21 protein-coding genes and 3 pseudogenes are annotated in these 23,727 nt (G+C 55.7%); 18 read left to right on the forward strand and 6 right to left on the reverse strand.

What is annotated here, in order from left to right:
• Window positions 1-57 precede the first annotated feature (57 nt).
• The 3 genes and pseudogenes from P3C52_RS16470 (at window position 58) to P3C52_RS16480 (ending at window position 2,883) form a co-directional block, all read left to right on the forward strand.
• Window positions 58-1,557, forward strand: a pseudogene (locus tag P3C52_RS16470) (UbiD family decarboxylase).
• Window positions 1,558-1,564: 7 nt separating this feature from the next.
• Window positions 1,565-2,146: a flavin prenyltransferase UbiX gene (locus tag P3C52_RS16475; RefSeq protein ID WP_275556032.1), complete on the forward strand. Its 582-nt coding sequence runs from the start codon at window positions 1,565-1,567 to the stop codon at window positions 2,144-2,146.
• A gap of 20 nt (window positions 2,147-2,166) precedes the next feature.
• Window positions 2,167-2,883 carry a DUF554 domain-containing protein gene (locus P3C52_RS16480; RefSeq protein WP_275556033.1) on the forward strand — a complete coding sequence of 239 codons (717 nt, stop codon included), beginning with the start codon at window positions 2,167-2,169 and terminating at the stop codon, window positions 2,881-2,883.
• 42 nt (window positions 2,884-2,925) lie between these two features.
• On the opposite strand, the gene P3C52_RS16485 is transcribed toward P3C52_RS16480, so the two are convergent.
• Entirely contained in the window at window positions 2,926-3,687 is a 762-nt protein-coding gene (locus tag P3C52_RS16485) for a DUF481 domain-containing protein (protein ID WP_275556034.1), read from the reverse strand.
• A gap of 269 nt (window positions 3,688-3,956) precedes the next feature.
• Window positions 3,957-5,057 carry an ABC transporter substrate-binding protein gene (locus tag P3C52_RS16490; RefSeq protein ID WP_275556060.1) on the reverse strand — a complete coding sequence of 367 codons (1,101 nt, stop codon included), beginning with the start codon at window positions 5,055-5,057 and terminating at the stop codon, window positions 3,957-3,959.
• A gap of 195 nt (window positions 5,058-5,252) precedes the next feature.
• Here P3C52_RS16490 and ghoS point away from each other — a divergent pair, with 195 nt between their 5' ends.
• Together ghoS and P3C52_RS16500 are read left to right on the forward strand one after the other, a co-directional pair.
• Complete coding sequence (gene ghoS, locus P3C52_RS16495) at window positions 5,253-5,546, forward strand: type V toxin-antitoxin system endoribonuclease antitoxin GhoS (RefSeq protein ID WP_275556035.1); 294 nt, start codon at window positions 5,253-5,255, stop codon at window positions 5,544-5,546.
• 85 nt (window positions 5,547-5,631) lie between these two features.
• Window positions 5,632-6,516 carry a fructosamine kinase family protein gene (locus tag P3C52_RS16500; protein ID WP_275556036.1) on the forward strand — a complete coding sequence of 295 codons (885 nt, stop codon included), beginning with the start codon at window positions 5,632-5,634 and terminating at the stop codon, window positions 6,514-6,516.
• 26 nt (window positions 6,517-6,542) lie between these two features.
• On the opposite strand, the gene P3C52_RS16505 is transcribed toward P3C52_RS16500, so the two are convergent.
• Window positions 6,543-7,079 (reverse strand): YniB family protein, encoded by a 537-nt coding sequence (locus tag P3C52_RS16505; RefSeq protein WP_275556037.1) that lies wholly within the window; start codon window positions 7,077-7,079, stop codon window positions 6,543-6,545.
• 158 nt (window positions 7,080-7,237) lie between these two features.
• Here P3C52_RS16505 and hxpB point away from each other — a divergent pair, with 158 nt between their 5' ends.
• The 7 genes and pseudogenes from hxpB to P3C52_RS16540 all read left to right on the forward strand — a co-directional run bounded on the left by hxpB (window position 7,238) and on the right by P3C52_RS16540 (window position 15,083).
• The gene (hxpB, locus tag P3C52_RS16510) at window positions 7,238-7,909 is read left to right on the forward strand and encodes a hexitol phosphatase HxpB (RefSeq protein WP_275556038.1); all 672 of its coding nucleotides are present in this window, start codon (window positions 7,238-7,240) and stop codon (window positions 7,907-7,909) included.
• Window positions 7,910-8,174: 265 nt separating this feature from the next.
• Window positions 8,175-9,009: pseudogene (gene kduI, locus P3C52_RS16515) on the forward strand (5-dehydro-4-deoxy-D-glucuronate isomerase).
• A gap of 22 nt (window positions 9,010-9,031) precedes the next feature.
• Window positions 9,032-9,793 carry a 2-dehydro-3-deoxy-D-gluconate 5-dehydrogenase KduD gene (gene kduD / locus P3C52_RS16520; RefSeq protein WP_275556039.1) on the forward strand — a complete coding sequence of 254 codons (762 nt, stop codon included), beginning with the start codon at window positions 9,032-9,034 and terminating at the stop codon, window positions 9,791-9,793.
• A gap of 124 nt (window positions 9,794-9,917) precedes the next feature.
• Window positions 9,918-10,493 (forward strand): metal-dependent hydrolase, encoded by a 576-nt coding sequence (locus P3C52_RS16525; RefSeq protein ID WP_275556040.1) that lies wholly within the window; start codon window positions 9,918-9,920, stop codon window positions 10,491-10,493.
• A gap of 190 nt (window positions 10,494-10,683) precedes the next feature.
• Window positions 10,684-12,075, forward strand: a complete 1,392-nt coding sequence (locus P3C52_RS16530; RefSeq protein WP_275556041.1) for an L-cystine transporter — start codon at window positions 10,684-10,686, stop codon at window positions 12,073-12,075.
• A gap of 178 nt (window positions 12,076-12,253) precedes the next feature.
• Window positions 12,254-14,518 carry a catalase HPII gene (gene katE, locus P3C52_RS16535; protein WP_275556042.1) on the forward strand — a complete coding sequence of 755 codons (2,265 nt, stop codon included), beginning with the start codon at window positions 12,254-12,256 and terminating at the stop codon, window positions 14,516-14,518.
• Between the two features lie 163 nt (window positions 14,519-14,681).
• On the forward strand, window positions 14,682-15,083 hold the full coding sequence (locus tag P3C52_RS16540) for a DUF6515 family protein (protein WP_275556043.1): 402 nt from the start codon (window positions 14,682-14,684) through the stop codon (window positions 15,081-15,083).
• 69 nt (window positions 15,084-15,152) lie between these two features.
• Here the strand turns inward: P3C52_RS16540 and osmE are convergent, their stop codons facing one another.
• Window positions 15,153-15,488 carry an osmotically-inducible lipoprotein OsmE gene (gene osmE, locus P3C52_RS16545; protein ID WP_275556044.1) on the reverse strand — a complete coding sequence of 112 codons (336 nt, stop codon included), beginning with the start codon at window positions 15,486-15,488 and terminating at the stop codon, window positions 15,153-15,155.
• A gap of 281 nt (window positions 15,489-15,769) precedes the next feature.
• Here osmE and P3C52_RS16550 point away from each other — a divergent pair.
• Both P3C52_RS16550 and nadE read left to right on the forward strand, forming a co-directional pair.
• A pseudogene (locus tag P3C52_RS16550) lies at window positions 15,770-16,958 on the forward strand (multidrug effflux MFS transporter).
• Between the two features lie 123 nt (window positions 16,959-17,081).
• Complete coding sequence (nadE, locus tag P3C52_RS16555; RefSeq protein ID WP_275556045.1) at window positions 17,082-17,909, forward strand: ammonia-dependent NAD(+) synthetase; 828 nt, start codon at window positions 17,082-17,084, stop codon at window positions 17,907-17,909.
• A gap of 23 nt (window positions 17,910-17,932) precedes the next feature.
• Here the strand turns inward: nadE and P3C52_RS16560 are convergent, their stop codons facing one another.
• Window positions 17,933-18,184, reverse strand: coding sequence for a hypothetical protein (locus P3C52_RS16560; RefSeq protein ID WP_275556046.1), 252 nt, complete (start codon window positions 18,182-18,184; stop codon window positions 17,933-17,935).
• A 51-nt stretch (window positions 18,185-18,235) separates the two neighbouring features.
• Between P3C52_RS16560 and cho the strand changes: the two genes are divergently transcribed.
• Both cho and P3C52_RS16570 read left to right on the forward strand, forming a co-directional pair.
• Window positions 18,236-19,099 (forward strand): excinuclease Cho, encoded by an 864-nt coding sequence (gene cho, locus P3C52_RS16565; RefSeq protein ID WP_275556047.1) that lies wholly within the window; start codon window positions 18,236-18,238, stop codon window positions 19,097-19,099.
• Window positions 19,100-19,200: 101 nt separating this feature from the next.
• Window positions 19,201-20,223 (forward strand): SDR family oxidoreductase, encoded by a 1,023-nt coding sequence (locus tag P3C52_RS16570; RefSeq protein ID WP_275556048.1) that lies wholly within the window; start codon window positions 19,201-19,203, stop codon window positions 20,221-20,223.
• An 83-nt stretch (window positions 20,224-20,306) separates the two neighbouring features.
• On the opposite strand, the gene spy is transcribed toward P3C52_RS16570, so the two are convergent.
• Window positions 20,307-20,798, reverse strand: a complete 492-nt coding sequence (spy, locus tag P3C52_RS16575) for an ATP-independent periplasmic protein-refolding chaperone Spy (RefSeq protein WP_275556049.1) — start codon at window positions 20,796-20,798, stop codon at window positions 20,307-20,309.
• A 483-nt stretch (window positions 20,799-21,281) separates the two neighbouring features.
• Between spy and P3C52_RS16580 the strand changes: the two genes are divergently transcribed.
• Together P3C52_RS16580 and P3C52_RS16585 are read left to right on the forward strand one after the other, a co-directional pair.
• Window positions 21,282-22,433 (forward strand): mandelate racemase/muconate lactonizing enzyme family protein, encoded by a 1,152-nt coding sequence (locus tag P3C52_RS16580; RefSeq protein ID WP_275556050.1) that lies wholly within the window; start codon window positions 21,282-21,284, stop codon window positions 22,431-22,433.
• Window positions 22,426-23,703: an MFS transporter gene (locus P3C52_RS16585; protein WP_275556051.1), complete on the forward strand. Its 1,278-nt coding sequence runs from the start codon at window positions 22,426-22,428 to the stop codon at window positions 23,701-23,703. The genes P3C52_RS16580 and P3C52_RS16585 overlap by 8 nt, the downstream gene beginning before the upstream one ends.
• The last annotated feature ends 24 nt before the right edge of the window (window positions 23,704-23,727 follow it).

The raw sequence follows: 23,727 nt of genomic DNA on the forward strand, positions 1-23,727 counted from the left end.
TAATTAAGGCATATATTTCCGTTAGTTTGATTAACAACATCAGGAAAGGAAATAACTATGCCTAAAAAAGAGCAGCAATCAGCCTGTCCACCGGTTACCGATCTTCGTTCCGCGCTGGCGCTATTAAAAACGTTGCCGGGTGAATATGTCGAAACCGATACTGAAGTCGATCCGCATGCCGAACTGTCCGGCGTTTACCGCTACGTTGGCGCTGGCGGCACCTGCCAACGTCCGACCCGTAAAAACGGTCCGGTCATGGTATTCAACCGCATCAAAGGCTTTGACGATATTAGTGTGGCTATCGGGCTGAACGGTTCCCGTAAACGCGTTAGCCATTTCCTTAACTGCGAGCCTGAGAAACTGGGCCATCTGCTGAAAGATTCCGTCCAAAACCCGATCGCTCCGGTTGAAATTGAAGGCGCCTCCGCCGTTTGTCAGGAAGTGGTGCATCTGGCCAGCGATGCCGATTTCGATCTGCGCAAGCTGCTGCCCGCACCGACCAATACCGAAGAAGATGCCGGTCCTTATATTACGATGGGCCTCTGCTACGCCTCCGATCCTGAAACCGGCGAATCCGACATCACCATTCACCGTCTGTGCGTTCAGAGCAGCGATGAACTCTCTATGTGGCTGACGCCGGGCCGTCATATTGATGCTTTCCGCATGAAAGCTGAAGCGGCCGGTAAGCCGCTGCCGATTTCCATCAGCATTGGCGTGGATCCGGCTATCGAGATTGCCGCCTGCTTTGAGCCGCCGACAACGCCGCTGGGCTTCGACGAGCTGAGCGTAGCTGGCGCACTGCGCGGACGCGCCGTTGAGATGGTGAAATGTAAAACCATTAATGAAAAAGCGATTGCCCATGCGGAAATCGTTATTGAAGGTGAACTGCTGCCAAACGTGCGCGTGCGTGAAGATCAGAACACCAATACCGGCAAAGCGATGCCGGAATTCCCGGGCTATACCGGCGAAGCCAAAGAAGCGATTCCGGTGATTAAGGTGAAAGCCGTTACCCATCGTCAGAAACCGATCTGGCGCACCACCGTCGGGCCGGGCGAAGAACATGTCAATATGGCCGGTATCCCGACCGAAGCCAGTATTCTCGATATGGTAGGCCGCGCAATGCCGGGCAAGCTGCTGAATGTTTTCGCCCACTCTGCAGGCGGCGGTAAATTGCTGGCCGTGATGCAGTTTAAAAAATCCGCGCCGGTTGATGAAGGTCGCCAGCGCCAGGCTGCCCTGCTCGCCTTCTCCGCCTTCCCGGAACTGAAGCATGTGATTCTGGTGGATGAAGACGTTGATATTTTCGACAGCGACGATGTGATGTGGGCGATGCAAACCCGCTACCAGGGTGATGTGGATACCGTCTTTATTCCGGGCGTGCGCTGCCATCCGCTCGATCCCAGCTAGGTGCCGGAATACAGCCCATCCATCCTTCAGCAGGGAATGTCCTGTAAAACCATTTTCGACTGCACAGTGCCTTTCCATCTGAAATCGAATTTTGAGCGTTCAAAATTCCGTGAAGTTGATGTGAAACGTTTCCTGCCCGACTTTGAGTGAGGCTGATATGTCGCGACAACGCATCATCCTGGGCATTAGCGGCGCCTCTGGCTTTCAGTACGGCGTCAAAGCGCTCCAGCTGCTGAAACAGCAGGATGTGGAGGTGCATTTGACGATTTCCAAAGGCGCGGTGAAAACCTGCGAACTGGAAACCGATTACCGTCTGGAAGAGATCAAGGCGCTCGCGGATGTGGTTTATCCCATCGATAACGTAGGCGCGGCGATAGCCAGCGGCTCCTTCAAAACCATGGGGATGCTGATCGCGCCCTGCTCAATGCGTACGTTGGCAGCGGTGGCCTGCGGCATCAGCGACAATCTGCTGACGCGCGCCGCCGATGTGATTCTGAAAGAGCGTCGCCGTCTGGTACTGTTAGCGCGTGAAACGCCGCTTAATGCGGCGCATATCCGCAATATGCAGGATGTCACTAACATGGGGGGGATTATTTTCCCCCCGGTTCCGGCGCTCTATCAGCGTCCGCAAACGGTGGATGAGATTATTACGCACAGCGTGGCGCGAGCGCTCGACCTGTTTGGCTTAGAAACCTCTATTCCCCGCTGGGGAGAAGGTGAAAACAAGCGGGTTCGCTAATAAAAATTAAGGAAAAAGGTATGTTAATTGGTCCATACGTTAATGGCGCGGCGGTGATCATTGGCGGCCTGCTGGGCGCAGTTGCCGGTCGCCATATCCCTGAACGCGTCAAGGCGGCGCTGCCGCTGACCTTTGGACTTTGCTCTATTGGTCTGGGAATTAACCTGGTCGTTAAAGTTAAATATATGCCGGCTGTGGTGATTGCGATGGTGATCGGCGCGGTGATTGGCGAACTGTTCTTTCTGGAGAAAGGTATCGGCAAAGCCGCTGGCTCTACGCGCGGTTTAATTAACCGCGTGCTGCCGCCGGTAAAAGGCTTAACGTCCGAAGAGTTCACCGAAAAATTCGTGGCGATTCTGGTGCTGTTTTGCGCCAGCGGAACTGGTATTTTCGGAGCGATGCACGAAGGGATGACCGGCGATCCGTCAATTCTCTATATCAAGACGGTGCTGGATCTCTTTACTGCCGCCATCTTCGCTACCATGCTGGGTTATGCGGTAGTAACCATTGCGATTCCGCAGGTGCTGATTCAGGTCGGTCTGGCGATGCTGGCGGTGGTGATTTTACCGATGATTACGCCGGATATGATGGGGGATTTCTCCTGTGCGGGCGGCCTGATTATGGTGGCTACCGGTTTACGCATCTGTAATATCAAACTTTTCCCGGTAGCGAATATGCTGCCCGGACTGTTTCTGGTAATGCCCTTCTCTTATCTGTGGGCGATGCTGGTCAGTTAACCGCAAGAAAATGACAAGGGCTGCCGATGGCAGCCCTTTTTTTTACATGGCGTAGGACAGCAGAACCTGCGTTTTGGTATCGGTATGTTCCGGCGCAGATTCAGGTGGATTGTTATTCCAGGTGACGTTGTAGGTTACCTTCAGCGCGAAGTGCGCGTTAATCGCCACCTGAAGCCCGGTTTCCGAGTTCACGGTGGTGTTATCGTTAAAGCTGCTCAGCACCGAGGCGCCCTGAATAAATTTCGTGGTGTCGGTCATCTGCCACTGATAGCTCAGCGCGCCGTAACCCAGCCCCTGCGTTTCTGAGCCGCCGTCGTGGAAATCGTCATAGCGCACGCCCGGACCAAATTCTATACGCAGCGAATGCACCGAACCGTTCAGGATCTGGCGACCATAACCCATGGCCAGAATATCGCGCGAATCGTAACCGTTGAAACGATCGCTCAGCCAGCTCGCCTGACCAAACAGATAATCGTTATCAGTCATGTTGTAGCGGGTACGCGCGCCGACCTGATAGGTTTCTGAAGAACGCTCATCGTCAGAAGAGGTGTTCGCCGCGTTACCCCACAGGCTGTAGGCCGTGTTCGGCTGATACCAGGTCATATTGGTTTGCGCGGTTAACGAAGAGCTTTTGGTGTTGCCGGTCTGGGCCAGATAGCCCGCCGCCGCGTTGCCTTCAAAAGGTTTCTTGGCGGTGGAAGGATCGTCCATAACGGTAAAAACATTGTTATCAGCCATGGCCTGATGACAAAAAGCGCCCGCAGAAAGCAGCAGCGCAACAGAGAGCTTGTTAAGCGATTTCATTTATTGTGATCCGTACGACAGTTTAAAAAAGGGAGAGTCTGAAGGGTTTTCCACGTCAGGCAACGTCATTTAGCGTAAATTTTGTAAATAGACGTTAAATAGCGCGAATGCCTAAGCATCTTGTCAAAAAAATGCTAAGACCGGGATTTTTCTTATTAACGGCGCGGATTATAAAGGGTATTCAGGCGAAACGCAGCACGGCGCAAAAAATATTTATTTATTATAAAAATCAATAAATAAGCACGCCTGACGGCGTGCTGTGAAGTGACTCAGGCGCGCGGTGCCTGCGAACCCAAAACGCCTTTACCTTCTGGAATGGTGGTAAAACGCGTCACGATTTCATGCCAGCTTTCGGCGGGATCGAGTTGAGCAAACTGCTGCGGATAAATAAATTTCGCCAGGTATTCGATACCCACGATGTTCCACGGATGGTTGTAGAAATTGTGGTAAACACCGTAAAAGCGCCCTGCTTTTACCGGCTGAAGCTCGGCGAAGCCCGGACGCTGCTTCATATTATTAAACGCAACGTTAACCTGCTGCGGCGTGACACCGTAACCGAAAGGAACGGCGGCATTATTTTTACTCGCCCACTGCGAGCCGGAAACAATATAAGCGTCCGGCTTCATGGCGATCACCTTCTCCAGCGAGACATCGCCGGTTGCGCCCGGCAGCAGCCCGGAGCCGATATTCGTCGCCCCCACCGCTTCTACCATCGCCCCCCAGCCCACATGGCCATGAGTAAAGCAACAGGACTCCAGTCCGGCGAGGCCGGCTTTCGCCTCAATAAAGACGCGCGGCTTTGGTGAAACGCTGCGCACCTTATCCTGAATCGCCTGGTAATGTTGCTGATAGAACGCAGTATACTGCTGCGCTTCCTGCTCACGGTTAAGCGCCGTTCCGAGCAAGGTTACACTGGCTGGCGCATCCTTTACCGGATCTTTAAAGGTATCGATAAACATGACCGGAATGTTGAGCTGAGCCAGCTTTGCCAGCACGCCGGTTTGCGTTAAGGAGGGCTTTGAGCGGAGCTGGGCAATCATTAAATCAGGTTGCTGCGCAATCACGCTCTCCAGATTCACTTCGCCTTTATCGCTGAAGCCCATATCGATAATGCGTGCGGCTTGCGGCCATTTGCTCGTCATCAGCTTCCAGGTTTCGCCATCGCTTTTCTTCAACAAATTGTTCCAGGCGACCACACGCTGAAAAGGATTCGCCCGATCGAGCAGCGCCAGCGCCAGAATATCGCGTCCGTCCTGCACCACGATGCGCGTCGGCTCTTTCCTGAGCGTAATTTTCTGCCCGTCAAAATCGGTTAGCGTCACCGGATATGTGGTCGCGGCGGCGGTGGCAGAGATCGCCAACATCACCATCGAAGCAGAAAATTTAATCGCGCAGTACACATCCGTCTCCTTGTCTCAGGCCAGGCCTGTTCAGTTATTAATCAAAACGTTAGCGCATAATAGTAATGATAATTAATTGCATTGGCAAACCCGTTTTGTTAACGGCTCGCCCCCTGCCCGACAATGGTCTAAGCTGAAAATTCTTTCGGGAACAATGAGGTGAATATGAGTCCATCAGCTTTGACCCGTTATGTTGTTACCTTTCGTTACGCCGACAAAGGGCTGGCTGCCGGTCTGGAGCTGAACAGCGTCATGACCAACAGCGGTTTCACCACCACGCTGCATGATGATCAAGGCCATACGCACGAACTGGGCACTAACAGTTTCGGCATTATCAGTGGGAAGAGCGCTGAGGAGATCCGCGATCAGGCCGCTGGCATTGGCGAAACCGCGCTGGAAGGCAGGCCGGAGGTAGATGTACAAACGCTGGCAGATTTTATTCAGCAAAATCATGCCTGAGTCATACTATCCAGCCGTGCTATCGCGCTAATATTGCCTAAACTTTGCGCAACGATCATTACACAGCGAAAATGAGGATAGCCCCATGTGGTCAGCCATAAGTCGTCTGTTGAGTGAGCAGTTTGGGAATGCCGAAATAACCCAACGTACAGAATTGCCAGCCGGTGAAGTTCATGCCGCCTGGCGGCTCTGTTATGGCGAACATCAGGTATTTGTGAAATGCAACGGTCTGGAGATGCTGGACGTTTTCACTGCCGAAGCGGATCAGCTGGCGCTGCTGGCACGCAGCCAGACGGTGCGCGTGCCGAAAGTTTACGGCATCGGCGGCGACCGCGATTACAGCTTTCTGCTGCTGGAATATATTCCGCCGCGGCCGCTGGATGAACAAAGCGCCTTTTTACTCGGCCAGCAGCTGGCCAGGCTGCATCAGTGGAGCGAACAGCCCCATTTCGGTCTCGATTTCGATAACAATATTACCGCTATGCCGCAGCCCAACGGCTGGGTACGCCGCTGGTCGCGCTCCTTTTCGGAACAGCGCATCGGCTGGCAGCTCCAGCTGGCGGCAGAAAAAGGCATTCAGTATGGCAACACCGATTTAATTATCGACTGCGTACAGCGCGCGCTGGCCACTCATCACCCGCAGCCATCGCTGCTGCACGGTGATTTATGGCCGACGAACTGCGCCGGCAGTGAAAACGGCCCCTGGCTTTACGATCCCGCCTGCTACTGGGGCGATCGCGAATGCGATCTGGCAATGCTGCCGCACTTGCCCGCGTTGTCGGAAAAAATTCTGGCTGGCTATCAGTCGGTCTGGCCGTTGCCAACAGACTTTGCGCTGCGCCAGTCGGTTTATCAGCTTTATTATCTGCTAAATCGCGCCAATGTGTTTGGCGGCAGCTGGCTGGCTGAAGCGCAACGTGCGGTGGGCAACCTGCTTGAGCTGGACGAGCAGGAAAAAAATCGGGCCTGACGGTAAGGTCAGGCCCGATGCGGGGTTCAGATTAAGCCAAGCAGCGACAGAATAAAATAGCCCGCCACGGCGATAATCACCGGCAGAATATAGAGCGGGAAGATTTGCAGGAAGATAGTATGGCGCGGCACCACAATCTTCTCTTCAAGCTGCTGTCGGCTACGTCCTTCTTCTCCCTTCGCCCGCTCCAGGATCAGCATATCTTCAATACCTTCCTTGATATGGCGCGACTGGCGCCACATCCGCGCGCCCGAAGCCTGCAGCGCCAGGCCGACAAAAATCAGAATATAAATCAGCCAGAAGCCGATATTACCGCCACCATTAAAATCGGGCACTGGCGAATTGCGCCAGAAAAAACCGAGAAACGGTGTATTAAAGCGGATCATATCGATCATGACATGGACGAAATCAAGCAGCACCGCATCAATGCCAGGCCGCTTTTCGCTGTGTTTAAACATGAAGTTCAGTAGTGAAACCAGCGTGGAAAGCAGCGCCGGTATAAAAATAATCCAGCCAGCCACGCGTTTGATAATGGCGACACGGCCAGCCTGTTGATAAGTCATGGTTTCTCCTTGCACCTGTTGTACGGCAGTAAGTCTACCTGCTGTCAGGAAAAAGCGCCTGAAAAAAGCGGCAACAAAATATTTTATCCTGCAAAGTCAGTCATGCCTGCTGAAAACCTTCATGCTATGGTAAGACAAAATGTAAAACGGAGCGTTGTATGACTTATACCCGACCTGTACTGGCCGCGATATTTGATATGGATGGCCTGCTGATTGACTCTGAACCGCTGTGGGATCAGGCTGAACTGGATATTTTCGCCACGCTGAATGTGGATTTGTCGCGCCGGAGCGAACTGCCGGATACGCTGGGGTTGCGTATCGATCAGGTGGTGCGCATGTGGTATGAAACGCTGCCGTGGAACGGCCCAAGCCAGCAGGAAGTGACCGATCGTATCATCGCTCGCGCTATCAACCTGGTGGAAGAAAAAAAACCGCTGCTGCCGGGCGTCGAGCAGGCGCTGCAGCTGTGTCAGGCGCAGGGATTGAAAATCGGCCTGGCCTCCGCTTCGCCGCTGCATATGCTGGAAAAAGTGATGGCGCTGTTTAACCTGCGCGACTATTTCGATGTGCTGGTTTCGGCAGAAGCGCTGCCCTACAGCAAACCGCATCCGCAGGTTTATCTCGATGCGGCGGCGCGCCTGGGTATCGATCCACTTAACTGCGTGACGCTGGAAGACTCCTTTAACGGCATGATTGCCACCAAAGCGGCGCGTATGCGCTCAATCGTGGTGCCAGCGCCAGAATACCGCGACGATGCGCGCTGGTCGCTGGCGGACGTTAAGCTCGATTCGCTGCTGCAGTTAACGCCTCAGCATCTGAAAGGTTACTAAGGCCGTCTCTCCTGCCGTTGCCCGATCGGCAGGAGATGTTTTTCCTTCAGCCATTTCCGTTCGCTTCCTGCTTCTGTTACCACGCCCGCGCTTTTGACAAAACGCGCGCTTTTCAGCGCCCTTTTTTCTGCAAATATGATCCGGCATGCAAAATAAATAAAACAGCATTTCATTTTTATTGAATTCGTATGCCGTCCTGCCTATCATCCTGTAAACGATAAGCGCACCCTACCTTAACCGGTCTTAACATCAGAGAGGCAAAGATATGCAGGTCCGTCAAAGCATTCACAGCGACCATGCCCGTCAGCTGGATACGGCTGGCTTACGCCGCGAGTTCCTTATTGAACAGATTTTTACCGCTGACAACTACACCATGACCTACAGCCATATTGACCGCATTATCATCGGCGGCGTGATGCCTGTGAGCCAGAGCGTGACCATCGGCAGCGAAGTGGGCAAACAGCTCGGCGTTAGCTACTTTCTGGAGCGACGCGAGCTGGGCTTAATTAATATCGGCGGTCCGGGCGTGATTGAAGTGGATGGCAAATCTTGGGAAATCGGCAACGAGCAGGCGCTTTACGTCGGCATGGGCGCGCAGTCGGTGGTGTTTAGCAGCGTCGACGCCAGCCGGCGCGCCAAGTTTTATTACAACAGCGCCCCGGCGCATACGCGCTACCCTGATAAAAAAATCACCCTGGAAGAGGCTTCGCCTACCACGCTGGGCGATGCGGCCACCAGCATTCGCCGCACCATTAATAAATTTATCGTGCCGGACGTGCTGCCGACCTGTCAGCTCACGATGGGCTTAACAAGCTGGAAGCGGGCAGCCTGTGGAACACCATGCCCCGCCATACGCATGAACGTCGGATGGAAGTCTATTTTACTTCGATATGGATGATGAAACCGCTGTGTTTCATATGATGGGCCAGCCGCAGGAGACACGTCACCTGCTGGTTCATAACGAGCAGGCGGTGATTTCGCCAAGCTGGTCGATTCACGCTGGCGTTGGCACCAAACGCTATACCTTTATCTGGGGTATGGTTGGCGAAAACCAGGTCTTCGACGATATGGATCATGTCAAGGTCAGTGAACTGCGTTAACGGCGAAAACAGGAAGCAAACAATGATACTCAATACGTTTAATCTCGAAGGTAAAGTGGCGCTGATCACCGGTTGCAATACCGGCCTGGGCCAAGGAATGGCGGTCGGTCTGGCGCAGGCGGGCTGCGATATTGTCGGCGTCAACCACGCTGGTGCGGATGAGACGCCGTCGCTGGTCGAAGCGACGGGCCGCCGTTTTACCAACATTAACGCCGATCTGATGGACAGCAGCTGCATCCCGCATGTGGTGGAACAGGCCGTCGCCGCCTATGGCCGTATCGATATTCTGGTGAATAACGCCGGGATCATTCGTCGCCAGGATGCAATTGAATTCAGCGAGCAGAACTGGGACGACGTGATGAATATCAACAGCAAGACGGTATTCTTCCTGTCGCAGGCGGTGGCGCGCCAGTTTATTAGCCAGGGCAGCGGCGGCAAAATTATCAATATCGCCTCCATGCTCTCTTTCCAGGGCGGCATTCGCGTGCCTTCTTATACCGCATCGAAAAGCGCGGTGATGGGCCTGACGCGCCTGATGGCTAATGAGTGGGCGGCGCACAATATCAATGTTAACGCCATCGCGCCGGGCTACATGGCGACCAACAATACCGAACAGCTCAGAAATGATGAAGGCCGCAGTCAGGAGATCCTGGGCCGCATTCCGGCCGGACGCTGGGGCAAACCGGACGATATGATGGGGCCCGTCGTGTTCCTGGCATCAGCCGCTTCTGATTATGTTAACGGCTATACGCTGGCCGTTGACGGCGGCTGGCTGGCCCGCTAAGCCTGACCGGACGGGGCCAGGCTCCGTCCGGCATTCACTTTTGGTTACAGCGTCACAACTTCCATTCTACTGGATAAATCCCCTATACTGGATACATTGACAGTTATGTACCCAGGTTATCTCCATGACGGCCGAAGGCCACGTTATTTTCGCCATTGCCAGCGCTATTTTTGCCAAGCGCGCTGAGCTGACGCCAGAGCTGGCTAACGGCGACTGGTGGCATATTATTCCGGCGGTGCTGCTGACCTGCCTGCTGCCCGATATTGACCATCCACGCTCCACGCTCGGCCAGCGTTTTCGCTGGATTTCGCAGCCCATTGCGCGCGCCTTCGGCCATCGCGGTTTTACGCATAGCCTGCTGGCGGTGCTGGGCGGCATCGCGCTGCTTAAGTTCAACCTGCCGCACGACTGGCCTGTACCCGGCGATGCGCTGCATGGCATGGTGCTGGGTTACCTGAGCCATATCGCCGCCGATATGTTAACGCCTGCGGGCGTGCCGCTGCTCTGGCCGTGTCGCTGGCGCTTTCGCTTGCCGCTTCTGACACCACGGGCGGGAAACCAGCTGGAACGGCTGTTTTGCCTCGCTTTGGTGGCGGGCGCACTGTGGTTTCCGCCAGATATGCCCCATTTTGGTGCCGACGGCTGGCCAGCCAAACTGATAAACAACGTGCAATTTGGCATAAGTCGCCTAATAAACTAGCAAAATGCGCTATTTTCAGGCGAAAATCGGCAAAAAGTTATAATCCATTCCATTTGGTTCTAATAACGCACTTCTCTGTCCTGATACCATGCCGCTAGTAGCGCAGCCTTGCTGCGCTGATAAAAACTCTTCTTCCTGCCCTACAGCCAGAAATTTCCTCTGCTGTAGCGCAACCTCATGGAGAAAAAAAATGACGGTCCCACTTATTCTTAATATTTTGACGTTTATCGTCCTGCTGGTGGTGTTATCCAGGCTTGGCCGCAACGGCTGGAGCCTGTCGAAAAAGGTACTGGTTGGTCTGGTTATGGGCGTGCTGTTCGGTCTGGCACTCCAGCTTATTTATGGTGACAGCGCGCCGGTGCTGAAAGAATCGATCGGCTGGTTCAATGTGGTGGGCAACGGTTACGTTCAGCTGCTGCAGATGATTGTTATGCCGCTGGTCTTCGTCTCCATTCTCAGCGCGGTCGCCCGTCTGCATAACGCCTCCTCCCTCGGAAAAATCAGCGTTCTGACCATTGGCGTACTGCTGTTTACCACGGCGATTGCCGCGCTGGTTGGCGTGTTTGTTACCACGTTGTTCGGCCTGACGGCGGAAGGTCTGGTGCAGGGCGCACAGGAAACCGCACGCCTGTCGGCGATTCAGTCAAACTACGCCGGTAAGGTTGCCGACCTCAGCGCGCCGCAGATGCTGCTGTCGTTTATTCCGAAAAATCCGTTTGCTGACCTGGCAGGCGCTAACCCGACTTCCATCATCAGCGTGGTCATTTTTGCCGCTTTCCTCGGCGTCGCGGCGCTGCATTTGCTGAAAGATGATAAAGAGAAAGGCGAACGCGTTCTGAAAGCGATCGACATCTTACAGCTGTGGGTTATGAAGCTGGTGCGCCTGATTATGAAACTGACGCCGTATGGCGTGCTGGCGCTGATGACCAAGGTGGTCGCCGGTTCCAACCTGCAGGACATCATCAAGCTCGGCGGCTTTGTGGTAGCTTCTTATCTGGGCCTGGCGATTATGTTCGGCGTCCATGCGCTGCTGCTGTCGGTCAACGGCATCAATCCGCTGCGCTTTTTCCGCAAAGTCTGGCCGGTGATTACCTTTGCCTTCACCAGCCGTTCCAGCGCCGCCAGCATTCCGCTAAACGTGGAAGCGCAGACGCAGCGCCTGGGCGTACCGGAATCTATCGCCAGCTTCTCCGCCTCGTTCGGTGCGACTATTGGTCAGAACGGCTGCGCCGGTCTCTATCCGACGATGCTGGCGGTTATGGTCGCCCCTACACTGGGCATTAACCCGCTCGATCCGGTATGGATTGCTACGCTGGTCGGTATTGTGACCCTCAGCTCTGCCGGTGTGGCAGGCGTTGGCGGCGGCGCAACCTTTGCCGCGCTGATCGTGCTGCCTGCTATGGGTCTGCCGGTAACGCTGGTTGCCCTGCTTATCTCAATCGAACCGCTGATTGATATGGGCCGCACCGCGCTGAACGTAAACGGCGCGATGACCGCCGGTTCGCTGACCAGCCACTGGCTGAGACAGACGGACAAAACGCTGTTCAACAGCGATGAGCCGCAGGAGTTGGTACATCGTTAATCCATTAAGGGCTGGATATTCCAGCCCTTTTTATTTTGCTTCCTGCCCGCCCTGCTAATCCTCTCTGCTTCTTCCTCGCCTGCGCGATATAACACAAATCCCTGTAAAATCCAGGCGTACCTAAAGTGCTGTTCTATAGTTAATGGAGACTTGAACGACATCAACAGGAGCAATGCTAATGTCGAAAGAAACTGATAATAAGGAACTGAGCCACAGCGCACCGGCTACAGGGCCTGAATCCGCTAAACCTGGTCTGGACTCTTTGGCCCCTGAGGATGGATCCCATAAGCCTTCCCCTGAACCGACGCCGCCGGGCAAACAGCCGACCGCGCCGGGCAGCCTGAAGTCTCCCGATACGCGTAACGCGAAAATCGATCAGCTGGACGCGCACCGTAAAGGCGGCGAAAACTTTCCGCTGACCACCAATCAGGGTACGCGCATTGCTAACGATCAGAACTCACTGAAGGCAGGCACGCGCGGCCCAACGCTGCTGGAAGATTTTATTATGCGTGAAAAAATCACGCATTTTGACCACGAGCGTATCCCGGAACGTATCGTTCACGCACGTGGCTCCGCAGCACACGGCTACTTCCAGCCCTATCGCTCTATGAGCGAAATTACCAAAGCGGATTTCCTGCGCGATCCCGATCAGATTACGCCGGTCTTTGTACGTTTCTCTACGGTTCAGGGCGGCGCGGGCTCCGCCGACACCGTGCGCGACATTCGCGGCTTCGCCACCAAATTTTATACCCAGGAAGGCGTCTTCGACCTGGTTGGCAACAATACACCAGTCTTCTTTATTCAGGACGCGCATAAGTTTCCTGACTTTGTCCATGCGGTAAAACCGGAGCCGCATAATGAGATACCGCAGGGACAAAGCGCGCATGATACCTTCTGGGACTACGTCTCCCTGCAGCCGGAAACGCTGCATAACGTCATCTGGGCGATGTCCGATCGCGGTATTCCTCGTAGCTATCGCACGATGGAAGGTTTCGGCATCCATACCTTCCGCATGATTAATGCCGAAGGGAAAGCGACCTTTGTGCGTTTCCACTGGAAGCCGGTTGCAGGCAAAGCGTCGCTGCTGTGGGATGAAGCGCAGAAGCTGACCGGACGCGATCCTGACTTCCACCGTCGTGACTTATGGGAGGCGATCGAAGCGGGTGACTATCCGGAATATGAACTGGGCGTGCAGCTGATCCCGGAAGCCGACGAATTTAAGTTTGATTTTGACCTGCTGGACGCCACCAAGCTGATCCCGGAAGAGCTGGTGCCGGTCGAGCTGATCGGCAAAATGGTGCTGAACCGCAACCCAGACAACTTCTTTGCGGAAACCGAACAGGTGGCTTTCCATCCGGGCCATATTGTTCCCGGACTGGATTTCACTAACGATCCGCTGCTGCAGGGCCGCCTGTTCTCCTATACCGACACGCAGATCAGCCGTCTCGGCGGCCCTAACTTCCATGAAATTCCCATTAACCGCCCTGTCTGCCCTTACCACAACTTCCAGCGCCAGGGCATGCACCGGATGGATATCGATACCAATCCGGCGAACTACGAGCCGAACTCCATTAACGATAACTGGCCGCGCGAAACGCCGCCGCAACCGCGACGCGGCGGTTTTGAAAGCTATCAGGAGCGTATCGAAGGGCATAAAGTACGCGAACGCAGCCCCTCTTTCGGCGAATACTATTCGCAGCCGCGCCTGTTCTGGCTAAGCCAGACGCCGGTTGAACAGCAGCATATTATCGAGGCTTTCTCGTTTGAGCTGGGCAAGGTGGCGCGCGCCTATATTCGCGAACGTGTGGTCGATCACCTGCTGCATATCGATGTGTCGCTGGCTCACGGCGTCGCGCAAAACTTAGGTATCGCGCTCTCCGATGAGAAGCTACATACCGCGCCGCCTAAAGATGTCAACGGTCTGAGAAAAGACGCCAGCCTGAGCCTTTACGCTGTCTCCAACGGCAATATCAAAGGACGCCAGGTGGCGCTGCTGCTCAGCGACGGCGTAAAAGCGGCCGATGTGCTGGCGATTCTGCAAGAGCTGAAAGCCCACGGCGTTCACGGCAAGCTGCTGGCGGCGCATATGGGCCAGGTGCGCGCCGACGACGGCTCCAGCCTGCCGATTGACGGCACCTTCAGCGGTCTGCCATCGGTCACGGTCGATGCGGTCATCGTGCCGGACGGCAATATCGATGCGCTGCTGCTGAGCGGCGACGCCCGTTATTATCTGCTGGAAGCCTATAAGCATCTGAAGGTTATCGGTCTGAGCGGCGACGCGCGTCGCTTTAAGGCGCAGTTTGGCCTCGGCGACGATGAGCCGGAAGAGGGCCTGATTGAGGATGTGAAGGCGGAAGGCGTGCTGATGAGCGAATTTATCTCGGCGCTCGGTGCCCATCGCATCTGGTCGCGCAGCCAGAAAGCGCTGAGCGTACCCGCCTGATAAGTCTGAGGCGGGCCGTTCGGTCCGCCCTTTTTCTTCATAATTCCCCCGCCGCGTTAAGAAAACGTTAAGCCTGGTAAGTAAGCGCAAAACCTGCGCGATCCTGCTTGTTTTTTCCCGTGTTCAGGTCAATCCTGCTGTCAGTTAATGCAGGAGAATTACCATGAAAAAGGTTATCGCATCGCTACTTGCCCTGACGCTGGCCGCGCCGTTAATGGCTTTTGCCCATCCGGGCGGCGGACCGGGGCCAGGATGGCATCACGGCGGCCCTGACCGCGGCGGACACGGCTGGGGACGCCCTGCGCCTTTCCGCGTTTTGCCGGAAGCAGCAACGGCCGTACTGATTGGCGGCCTGACCTACTATCTGCTGAACGGCAACTATTATCAGCGCCAGGGGGACACTTACGTGGTGGCGCAGCCGCCGGTTGAACATGTGGTAAGGGTAGATAGCGCCATGCGCGCGCTCGACTACAACGGACGGCGCTACTATGTGCAGGATGGGCATTACTACGAACGAAATATTGACGGCGAATATCTCGAAGTGCCGCGTCCGCCGGGTCTGTAAAAGGTGTACGGCGCGTTAAAACAGCGGAGGCGGCCTGAAAAGGCCGCCTCCGTTAATTCTCATCAGGCCTTACTGATTGGCCTGCGGGTCGGTATCGTACTCTTTACAGCTCTGGAAGCCGTAATTCATTACGCGGCCGGTATCGTTATAGCTGACAAAGTAAGTCTGTGGCTTGCCATCACGCTCGCCCAGCACATAGGTCTGGCAGGTGCCGCGCGCATGTACCATGGTAATTTCAGTAGACGCCGGACCAGCTACCTGACGAACCTGATCGCGGGTCATGCCTTTTTTCACATCCTTAACAACCGGCTGTGTAACATAGCTTTCCGCGCGATCGTAGGCGGTACAGCCAGACAACACCGCCAAAGCCACTGCCGCACCAATAAATCCTGTGAATTTTTTCATCTTTATGTTCCTCATTTATTGTCCATGTCGAATAAGCCTGGAACATAACTGCTGTTTTATCAAATTTATGGCGCACATTTATCCGCTTTCAGCCGACGCCGTTTTAACGACGCGCGACGGCCGTTGCCAGAGGGAACTATTACAGACAAAAACCATAGGGCGACGGGGTTCTGGTCCGTATAATCGCGCCGCCTGCGAGCTGCAGGGGCGACGCAGATCGAAGAAACCTGCGCACTTTACGCTTCACGCCATTTAATTCCTGACAGGGAGAAAAGACATTCATGAAAACTGCCCATCATAACCGTATCGGTTATGCGATTAGCCTTGGTTTACTGGCGGCACTGGGGCCGCTCTGCATCGATCTCTATTTACCGGCGCTGCCTGAACTGGCGACGGATTTAAATACGCCTACTTCTACCGCTCAGCTGAGCCTGACCGCCGGTCTGCTTGGCCTTGGCTTCGGCCAGCTTCTTTTTGGTCCGCTCAGCGATAAGATGGGCCGTCTGCGCCCGCTTACGCTGTCGCTGGTTATGTTAATTATCGCTTCCGTCGGCTGCGCCTGGTCGCAGACGATCCACCAGCTGCTGCTGGCGCGCCTGTTTGAGTCTGGCGGGCGCTGGCGGCGCCGTGCTGTCGCGTGCCATCGCCCGCGATATGTACAGCGGGCACGATCTGACGCGCTTTTTCGCCATGCTGATGCTGGTGAACGGTCTGGCACCGATTGTCGCGCCGGTGATGGGTGGTGCGCTGATGGCCTTCCTTGACTGGCGCGGACTGTTTATGGTGCTGGCGTTGATCCCGTTGCTGCTGCTGATTATGGTGCGCACGCAGCTACACGAAACCTTACCGCCTGAGCATCGCAGCCAGGGTTCGCTGTTCTCCGCCTGGGCCGCGCTGGGCAGCGTCGTCACCCACCGTGCGTTTATGGGCTTTTGCCTGACGCAGGGCTTTATGATGTCGGGAATGTTCGCCTATATCGGCGCCTCGCCTTTTGTTCTGCAACAGATTTATGGCCTGTCGCCGCAGGCGTTCAGCCTCTGCTTCGCCCTGAACGGGCTGGGCCTGATTATTGCCTCGCAGACCAGCGCCCGCCTTTGCCCGCTGTGGGGCGAATATCGCGTACTGAAAGGCGGCCTGACGCTGGCCTTCATCGCCTCCGGCTCTCTGGTACTGACCGGCCTGTCCGGCGCGGCGCTGCCGCTGGTGCTGGTCGCGCTGTTCTTTACCGTCGCCAGCAACGGCGTCATTTCCGTTACCGCCTCGTCGCTGGCGATGCAGAGCCAGGGCAAACGGGCCGGTAGCGCATCGGCGGTGATTGGCGTCACGATGTTTACCCTTGGCGCCATCAGCGTGCTGGTGACCGGCCTCGGCGGTACCTCGGTCTTAACCATGACCCTGACCATCTTTGGCTGCTATCTGCTGGCCATCATGATGTTTCTTTTGCTGGCCAGAAAAACGCATACTGTCTGAAATCAGCGCGCCTGAGGGTTTCTCAGGCGCAACGCGCTTGTCGTTTTGCCTGATGCACGTTAGCTTTAACAGGTTACGCATTCGCAACGAGCCATATCAGACTACTGATTTAAGGAGAGGTTTATGTCATTGCAGCAGGAAATTATTGAGGCGCTGGGCGTCAAACCCACCATCGATGCCAAACAGGAAATCCGTACCAGCGTTGAGTTTCTGAAATCCTATCTGAAAGCCAATCCCTTTATAAAATCTCTGGTGCTGGGCATCAGCGGCGGTCAGGACTCAACCCTGTGCGGCAAGCTGAGCCAGCTGGCTATCAGCGAACTGCGTGAAGAGACCGGCGATCGGGAGTATCAGTTTATTGCCGTGCGTTTACCTTATGGTGTGCAGGCAGATGAGAAAGATTGTCAGGACGCGCTCGATTTTATTCAGCCCGACCGCACGCTGGTGGTGAATATTAAAGAGGCGGTGCTGGCCAGCGAGCGCGCGCTGAAAGATGCGGGTATTGAACTCAGCGACTTTGTGCGCGGCAACGAGAAAGCACGCGAGCGCATGAAAGCGCAGTACAGCGTTGCCGGAATGACCAAAGGCCTGGTGGTCGGCACCGATCATGCGGCGGAAGCGGTAACCGGCTTTTTCACCAAGTATGGCGACGGCGGCACTGACATCAACCCGATTCATCGCCTGAATAAAGGCCAGGGCAAAATGCTGCTCAAAGAGCTGGGCTGTCCGCAGCATCTCTATTTAAAACATCCGACGGCGGATCTGGAGGACGATCGTCCGGGCCTGCAGGATGAAGTGGCGCTCGGCGTAACCTACGGTTTGATTGATGCCTATCTGGAAGGTCAGCAGATTGATGAATCAGCGGCGAAAACCATCGAAGGCTGGTATCGCAAAACCGAGCATAAGCGTCGTCTGCCGGTCACAGTGTTTGACGATTACTGGAAAAAATAAGCGTTGCTTTGCAGGCTGATTGTTCAGCCTGCTTTCCTTTTTGTTAAAACAGTACTCTTCCGTCTTCCGTCTTCCGTCTTCCGTCTTCCGTCTTCCGTCTTCCAGAAAGTTATCCCCACTCGCGGCCAATACAGAAATTTCGCAAAAACTGACCATCCCGCTGACAGGGCAAAAATACCCAAATAAAACCGCCGGTTAATCGCTACAGAGCGCTGCAGCGCCTGTTGGATGACCACATTCGCCCTGCCGTTGCGCTGTTTTTTTGCACTGTTCAACTTCCGCTCCGGCTGATAGACTGGATATGCAACCAGTAGATGGAGTCACCTGTGGTAAGACGTGCTGCCAGCCACCGCCTTGAATTTGAAGCGGCGGCCATTTATGAATATCCCGATCATTTGCGCTCGTTCCTGGACGAGATACCGAAACTGCCCGGCGTCTATATTTTTCACGGCGAAAGCGATGTGATGCCGCTCTATATCGGCAAAAGTATTAACCTGCGCACGCGGGTGATGTCGCACTTCCGCACGCCGGACGAGGCGAAAATGCTGCGCCTGACGCAACGTATCAGCTGGATTACCACCGCTGGCGAGCTGGGCGCGTTGCTGCTGGAAGCGCAAATGATTAAAAACCAACAGCCGCTGTTTAATAAGCGACTGCGGCGCAATCGCCAGCTCTGCTCCCTCCAGTGGGACGGCGTATCACGGCCAGAAATTGTCTATGCGCGCGATCTCGATTTCTCCTCCTCACCGAACCTGTTCGGCCTCTTCTCCAGCCGCCGCGCCGTACTGGAAACCCTGAAGAATATCGCCGATGAGCGCCAGCTCTGTTATGGCCTTCTGGGGCTGGAGAGCGCCACTAAAAATCGCGCCTGCTTTCGTGCCAGCCTCAGACGCTGCGCCGGTGCCTGCTGCGGCAAAGAGCCGGTTGCCGATCACCACCAGCGTTTACTGGAGGCGCTGGAGAAAGTGCGCGTGGTGTGCTGGCCCTGGCCGGGCGCCGTCGCGCTGGTGGAAGAAGGCCCGCTGGAAACCCAGATGCACATTATTCATAACTGGTTTTACCTGGGCTCTGTCAGCGATCTGAGCGAGGCGAAAAATCTGACCAGCCCACCGAAGGGCTTTGATAACGATGGCTACAAATATCTTTGCCGTCCGATGCTGAGCGGTCAGTACCCGATTATTCCGCTGTAAGCGCGCTGCCGCTTCGCTTCGCGCGAACTGTGATTGAGGTCTACCTTTGGATCAGTTGTGTCGCCGTTTGTTGGGCACTTTACTGATGAAAAGGAGAACGCATGTCTCAACATGATCACAGTAAGTTTTCGCGTCGCCAGGTCGTGGGCGGCTTAATGGGCAGCATGGCGGTTGCCGGTATGGTGAGCGGCGCCAGCGCAGCGGAAGGCAGCGCCAGCAGCGCGCCAAACGCCGCGCCGCCGCTGACCGGCAAAAACCCGCTCGACGCCTTTCCTAAACCCCCTTTCGAACGTCAACCGCAGGATCCGCCCGGCCTGGCCAGTAAAATGGTGCCGCGTCCCGATCACGGTGAAAAGAGCTACCGCGGCAGTGGTCGCTTAACCGGACGCAAAGCGCTGATTACCGGCGGTGATTCCGGTATTGGCCGCGCGGTGGCGATCGCTTACGCACGCGAAGGCGCCGATGTGGCGATTAACTATTTGCCGGAAGAGGAATCTGACGCCAAAGAAGTGATCGATCTGATCAAGGCGGCAGGCCGCAAAGCGGTGGCGATTCCAGGTGATATTACCGATGAAGCGTTCTGCCAGAAACTGGTCAACGAGGCGGCTACGCAGCTCGGCGGGCTGGATATTCTGGTTAACAATGCCGGTCGCCAGCAGTATGTGGAATCGATTACCGAACTGACCACTGAATCCTTCGATAAAACCTTTAAAACCAATGTCTACGCGATGTTCTGGATCACCAAAGCGGCGATGGCGCATCTGAAGCCCGGTTCGGCCATTGTGAATACCAGTTCGGTACAGGCGGGCAAGCCGAGCCCGATCCTGCTCGACTATGCGCAGACCAAAGCGGCGATCGTCGCCTTTACCAAAGGTCTGGCTAAGCAGGTAGCGGAAAAAGGGATCCGCGTCAACGCGGTCGCGCCGGGCCCTTACTGGACGCCGTTACAGTCCAGCGGCGGTCAGCCCATGGAAAAAGTGATGAAGTTTGGCGAAGAAGCGCCGTTTGGCCGACCGGGCCAGCCGGTGGAAATCGCTCCGCTTTACGTCACGCTGGCGTCGGCGGAGAGCAGCTTTACCTCCGGTCAGGTCTGGTGTTCTGACGGCGGCACCGGCACCTTCTGATAAAAAAGACCGCCGACGCTGACCACGGCCATTCAGGCAATGTGGGCAACGTCGGCGGTCTCAACATTTATCCCGCGCGACGATTATTCGTCAGCTGGCGGAGGCGTCATTTTACCGTCATGCTGCGGCTTTTCAGTCAGACGTTTCTCAAAGTTAGCGTTGTACTGCTTCTTCTGCTCCGGCGTCAGCACGTTATAGAGTTTGTTCTGGGTTTCCATCATGGCCAGCGCGTTCTCTTTGGCGTTCGCGGTCATTTTTTCCGCCTGCGCTTCCGCTTTGGTACGGTCGAAGCTGTCGGCCGCGATGATAGCGTGGTTAGCGCGACGCTCTTCCAGCGACGGACGTTTCATATCTTTGCGGGCATCTTTCATGATGTCGCGCATCTGCTGTTTCTGCGCATCGGTCAGGTTCAGATTTTTAAACATGCCCATCGGGCCATGCTGCATCGGACCTTTATGGTGCATCGGTTTTTCGCTGCCCGCTGGCGGCGGCGTCAGGGTATCTGCTGCGTGGGCGATACTTGCCGCGCCAAAAGCCAGAGAAGTTGCTACAAAAAGGGAAGTCAATTTACGCATTATATTGTCCTTACTTATCAGTTTTATGACGTCAGCCTGTGTCGCTGCTACGGAAATAAGTCTACGACACCAAACGTCAAGTACTCAGTGGGTGAGTAAAGCCCTGAAAGCATAGAAGATAAAAATGCAGCAATCCTGGAGAGAATAAGAAGATTAGGGTGAGGAATTGCAAAAAAATATGAATGTATGCGGAAAATGGTGGAAATCGTGGAGAAGTGTAACCCTGCAGACAGGATAGAGGAAAGAAAAAGTTAACGCGCTACTGTAAAGCGCCACCCTGCGCCTTTATCTGTGATCTGTCCCACTGTCGCCTGTTCAAATGCCAAAATCTGACACCATTCCGCCCGTTATCCTTATGCGGCTGAATGATGCTTCCCCGCCGACCCGCTTTCTATACTGGTAATGGTTACGCTTTTGTAACGGCCAGAATACTTATCAAAAACAATTCCTTCTTCTGACCTCCCTACTTTTAAGGTTTATGGCATGAAAATAAAAAGCATTGAGGCGATACGCCTCAGCATTCCGTTTGACAGCGATCGCCCGGCGGCGACACAGGAAACCGCCTGGAATGCCGCTTCACCGGCGCTCAGGCAGATGGAAACCCTGCTGGTACGCGTAGAAACCGATAGCGGGCTGGTAGGCTGGGGCGAGGCCTTCGGCCATCTGTCCAATCCCGTTACCGTTGAGGCGCTGCGACAGCTGGTCATCCCCTGCTTTCTGCATAAAACGGCGCCATCAAACCGGGAAGCGCTGGCGGCAATGATGGCGGAGGCCGAAAAAGCGCTGCATGCCTTTGGGCGCGGCGGGCCGGTCTGTTTCGCACTCTCCGCCATCGATATTGCCCTGTGGGATTTGCTGGGCCAGCAGCACGGGCAGCCGCTGTGGCAGTTGCTTGGCGCGCGCCGTCGTCAGATTGGCCTTTATGCCAGCCTGGTAAGCTATAACAACCAGCCGGAAGAGGTCGCCCGCCAGGTGAAGCGCGCCTGGCAGGCGGGTTTCCATATGCTGAAGCTGCATGAAACAGATTATGCCGCCATTGCGGCGGCACGTGCCGCGCTGCCGGAACAGGCGACGCTGATGGTGGACGTCAACTGCCCGTGGCCAGCAGATGAAGCCAGCCGTCGGGCACGTCAGCTGGCGGAACTGAAGCTGGGCTGGCTGGAAGAACCGGTCTGGCCGCCAGATGACGTGGCCGGACTGGCGGCAGTACGCCGCGCGGGCACGCCGATTGCCTCCGGTGAAAACGCCTGCGGCGTGGCGGGTTTTACTGCCTTATTCGAAGGCAACGCCATTAATGTGGCGCAGCCCAGCGTGGCGAAAGTGGGCGGCATTACGGCGCTGCTGGCGGTGATTGCGCAGGCGCAGGCGCACGGCGTCAAAGTGGTTCCCCACTGTTTTTATTACGGTGCCGGACTGCTGGCAACGGCGCATATTGTGGCTTCCCTGCCTGACGACATCAGGCTGGAAGTGCCGTTTATCCGCTTTACGCCGCTGCTTTATCCTCAGCTGGATTTTGCCCCAACGCTCACCCTGCCCGATACGCCGGGACTAGGTTTCGCGCCCGATCCGGCGGTGATGCAAACTTACACCGTCAGCCATCTGCGGGTCGATGCGGAGGGCACGTATTATGTTTAAAAATTACCGTAGCGTGATCGCCCTGCTGCTGTTTTTCGCCGGCGTGCTGAACTATCTCGATCGTGCGGCGCTCTCCGTGATGGCGCCGCTGGTAAAACAAGATCTGCATATTGACGATGCGCAGATGGGCATCCTCTTCAGCTGCTTTTTTATCGGCTACTGCCTCTTTTGCTTTCTTGGCGGCTGGGGCGCCGATCGCTTTGGCCCGCGCCGCGTCTTTGGCTGGGCGGCAGCCATCTGGTCGCTGTTCTGCGGCGCCACCGCGCTGGCGGGTAATTTTGCTCACCTGCTGATCGTACGCGTGCTGTTTGGGATCGGCGAAGGTCCGATGGGCACCACCACCAACAAATCGATCGCCAACTGGTTTCCACGCAAAGAGACCGGGCGCGCTGTCGGCTTTACCAACGCCGGACAGCCGCTGGGCGCGGCGGTAGCGGCGCCGATCGTCGGGTTAGTCGGGCTGCATTTCGGCTGGCGCATCTCGTTTGTGGTTATTGCGCTGCTGGGGTTTGTCTGGCTGGGCTTCTGGTTATGGCTGTTTCGCGATAAGCCGGAAACGCATCCGCGCGTTACCGAACAGGAGCGTCTCCTGATTAAAACCCAGCGCCCCGCCACGCGCGTCACCGCGCCCGGCAAACACCCTACCGGACTGTGGCGCTACGTGCTGTCGCTGCCGGTTTTAGGCGTGGCGGCAGCCTTTTTCTGCTTCAACTATATCCAATTCTTTTTTCTCTCCTGGCTGCCGAGCTACCTTACCGATTATCAGCATCTGGATATTAAAAGCATGAGCCTGATCGGCATTCTGCCGTGGCTGGGCGCCACGGCAGGCTTTATCGGCGGCGGGCTGGTTTCGGATGCAATCTACCGCCGCACCGATAATTTCCTGCTGTCGCGCAAGCTGGTGATCTTTTTCGGTCTGGCGGTCGCGGCGGTCAGCGTTATGCTTACCGCTTTTGCGACGAACGTTACGGCAGCGGTGGCGCTGATCACGGTCGCCAGCGTATTTGCCTACATGACGCCGCAGGCGTGCTGGTCGCTGCTACAGGATATCGTTCCGGCGGAACGTATTGGCACGGCGGGCGGTTTCGTTCATCTGCTGGCGAATCTGGCGGGCATTCTCTCACCGGCGATTACCGGTTTTTTGATCCAGTACGGCGGCGGCTACGCATCAGCATTTTTGCTGGCCAGCATTCTGGCGCTTACTGGCATCGTGCTGCTGGCGCTGTTTGTCCGTCAGCGCAATGTGAACCGGCTGCGCGCGCTGGCGTAGCGGCCGATCTTCCCGGCCCGCGCA

Origin of the sequence: Mixta sp. Marseille-Q2659, assembly GCF_940807255.1 — a bacterium.
In the GTDB taxonomy this organism is placed as follows: domain Bacteria; phylum Pseudomonadota; class Gammaproteobacteria; order Enterobacterales; family Enterobacteriaceae; genus Mixta.

Bases quoted from the DNA above. Each gene is read 5' to 3' on its own strand.
- P3C52_RS16475 (WP_275556032.1), top strand. From the start codon at position 1,565: ATGTCGCGACAACGCATCATCCTGGGCATTAGCGGCGCCTCTGGCTTT.
- P3C52_RS16480 (WP_275556033.1), top strand. From the start codon at position 2,167: ATGTTAATTGGTCCATACGTTAATGGCGCGGCGGTGATCATTGGCGGC.
- P3C52_RS16485 (WP_275556034.1), bottom strand. From the start codon at position 3,687: ATGAAATCGCTTAACAAGCTCTCTGTTGCGCTGCTGCTTTCTGCGGGC.
- P3C52_RS16490 (WP_275556060.1), bottom strand. From the start codon at position 5,057: ATGGTGATGTTGGCGATCTCTGCCACCGCCGCCGCGACCACATATCCG.
- ghoS (WP_275556035.1), top strand. From the start codon at position 5,253: ATGAGTCCATCAGCTTTGACCCGTTATGTTGTTACCTTTCGTTACGCC.
- P3C52_RS16500 (WP_275556036.1), top strand. From the start codon at position 5,632: ATGTGGTCAGCCATAAGTCGTCTGTTGAGTGAGCAGTTTGGGAATGCC.
- P3C52_RS16505 (WP_275556037.1), bottom strand. From the start codon at position 7,079: ATGACTTATCAACAGGCTGGCCGTGTCGCCATTATCAAACGCGTGGCT.
- hxpB (WP_275556038.1), top strand. From the start codon at position 7,238: ATGACTTATACCCGACCTGTACTGGCCGCGATATTTGATATGGATGGC.
- kduD (WP_275556039.1), top strand. From the start codon at position 9,032: ATGATACTCAATACGTTTAATCTCGAAGGTAAAGTGGCGCTGATCACC.
- P3C52_RS16525 (WP_275556040.1), top strand. From the start codon at position 9,918: ATGACGGCCGAAGGCCACGTTATTTTCGCCATTGCCAGCGCTATTTTT.
- P3C52_RS16530 (WP_275556041.1), top strand. From the start codon at position 10,684: ATGACGGTCCCACTTATTCTTAATATTTTGACGTTTATCGTCCTGCTG.
- katE (WP_275556042.1), top strand. From the start codon at position 12,254: ATGTCGAAAGAAACTGATAATAAGGAACTGAGCCACAGCGCACCGGCT.
- P3C52_RS16540 (WP_275556043.1), top strand. From the start codon at position 14,682: ATGAAAAAGGTTATCGCATCGCTACTTGCCCTGACGCTGGCCGCGCCG.
- osmE (WP_275556044.1), bottom strand. From the start codon at position 15,488: ATGAAAAAATTCACAGGATTTATTGGTGCGGCAGTGGCTTTGGCGGTG.
- nadE (WP_275556045.1), top strand. From the start codon at position 17,082: ATGTCATTGCAGCAGGAAATTATTGAGGCGCTGGGCGTCAAACCCACC.
- P3C52_RS16570 (WP_275556048.1), top strand. From the start codon at position 19,201: ATGTCTCAACATGATCACAGTAAGTTTTCGCGTCGCCAGGTCGTGGGC.
- spy (WP_275556049.1), bottom strand. From the start codon at position 20,798: ATGCGTAAATTGACTTCCCTTTTTGTAGCAACTTCTCTGGCTTTTGGC.
- P3C52_RS16580 (WP_275556050.1), top strand. From the start codon at position 21,282: ATGAAAATAAAAAGCATTGAGGCGATACGCCTCAGCATTCCGTTTGAC.
- P3C52_RS16585 (WP_275556051.1), top strand. From the start codon at position 22,426: ATGTTTAAAAATTACCGTAGCGTGATCGCCCTGCTGCTGTTTTTCGCC.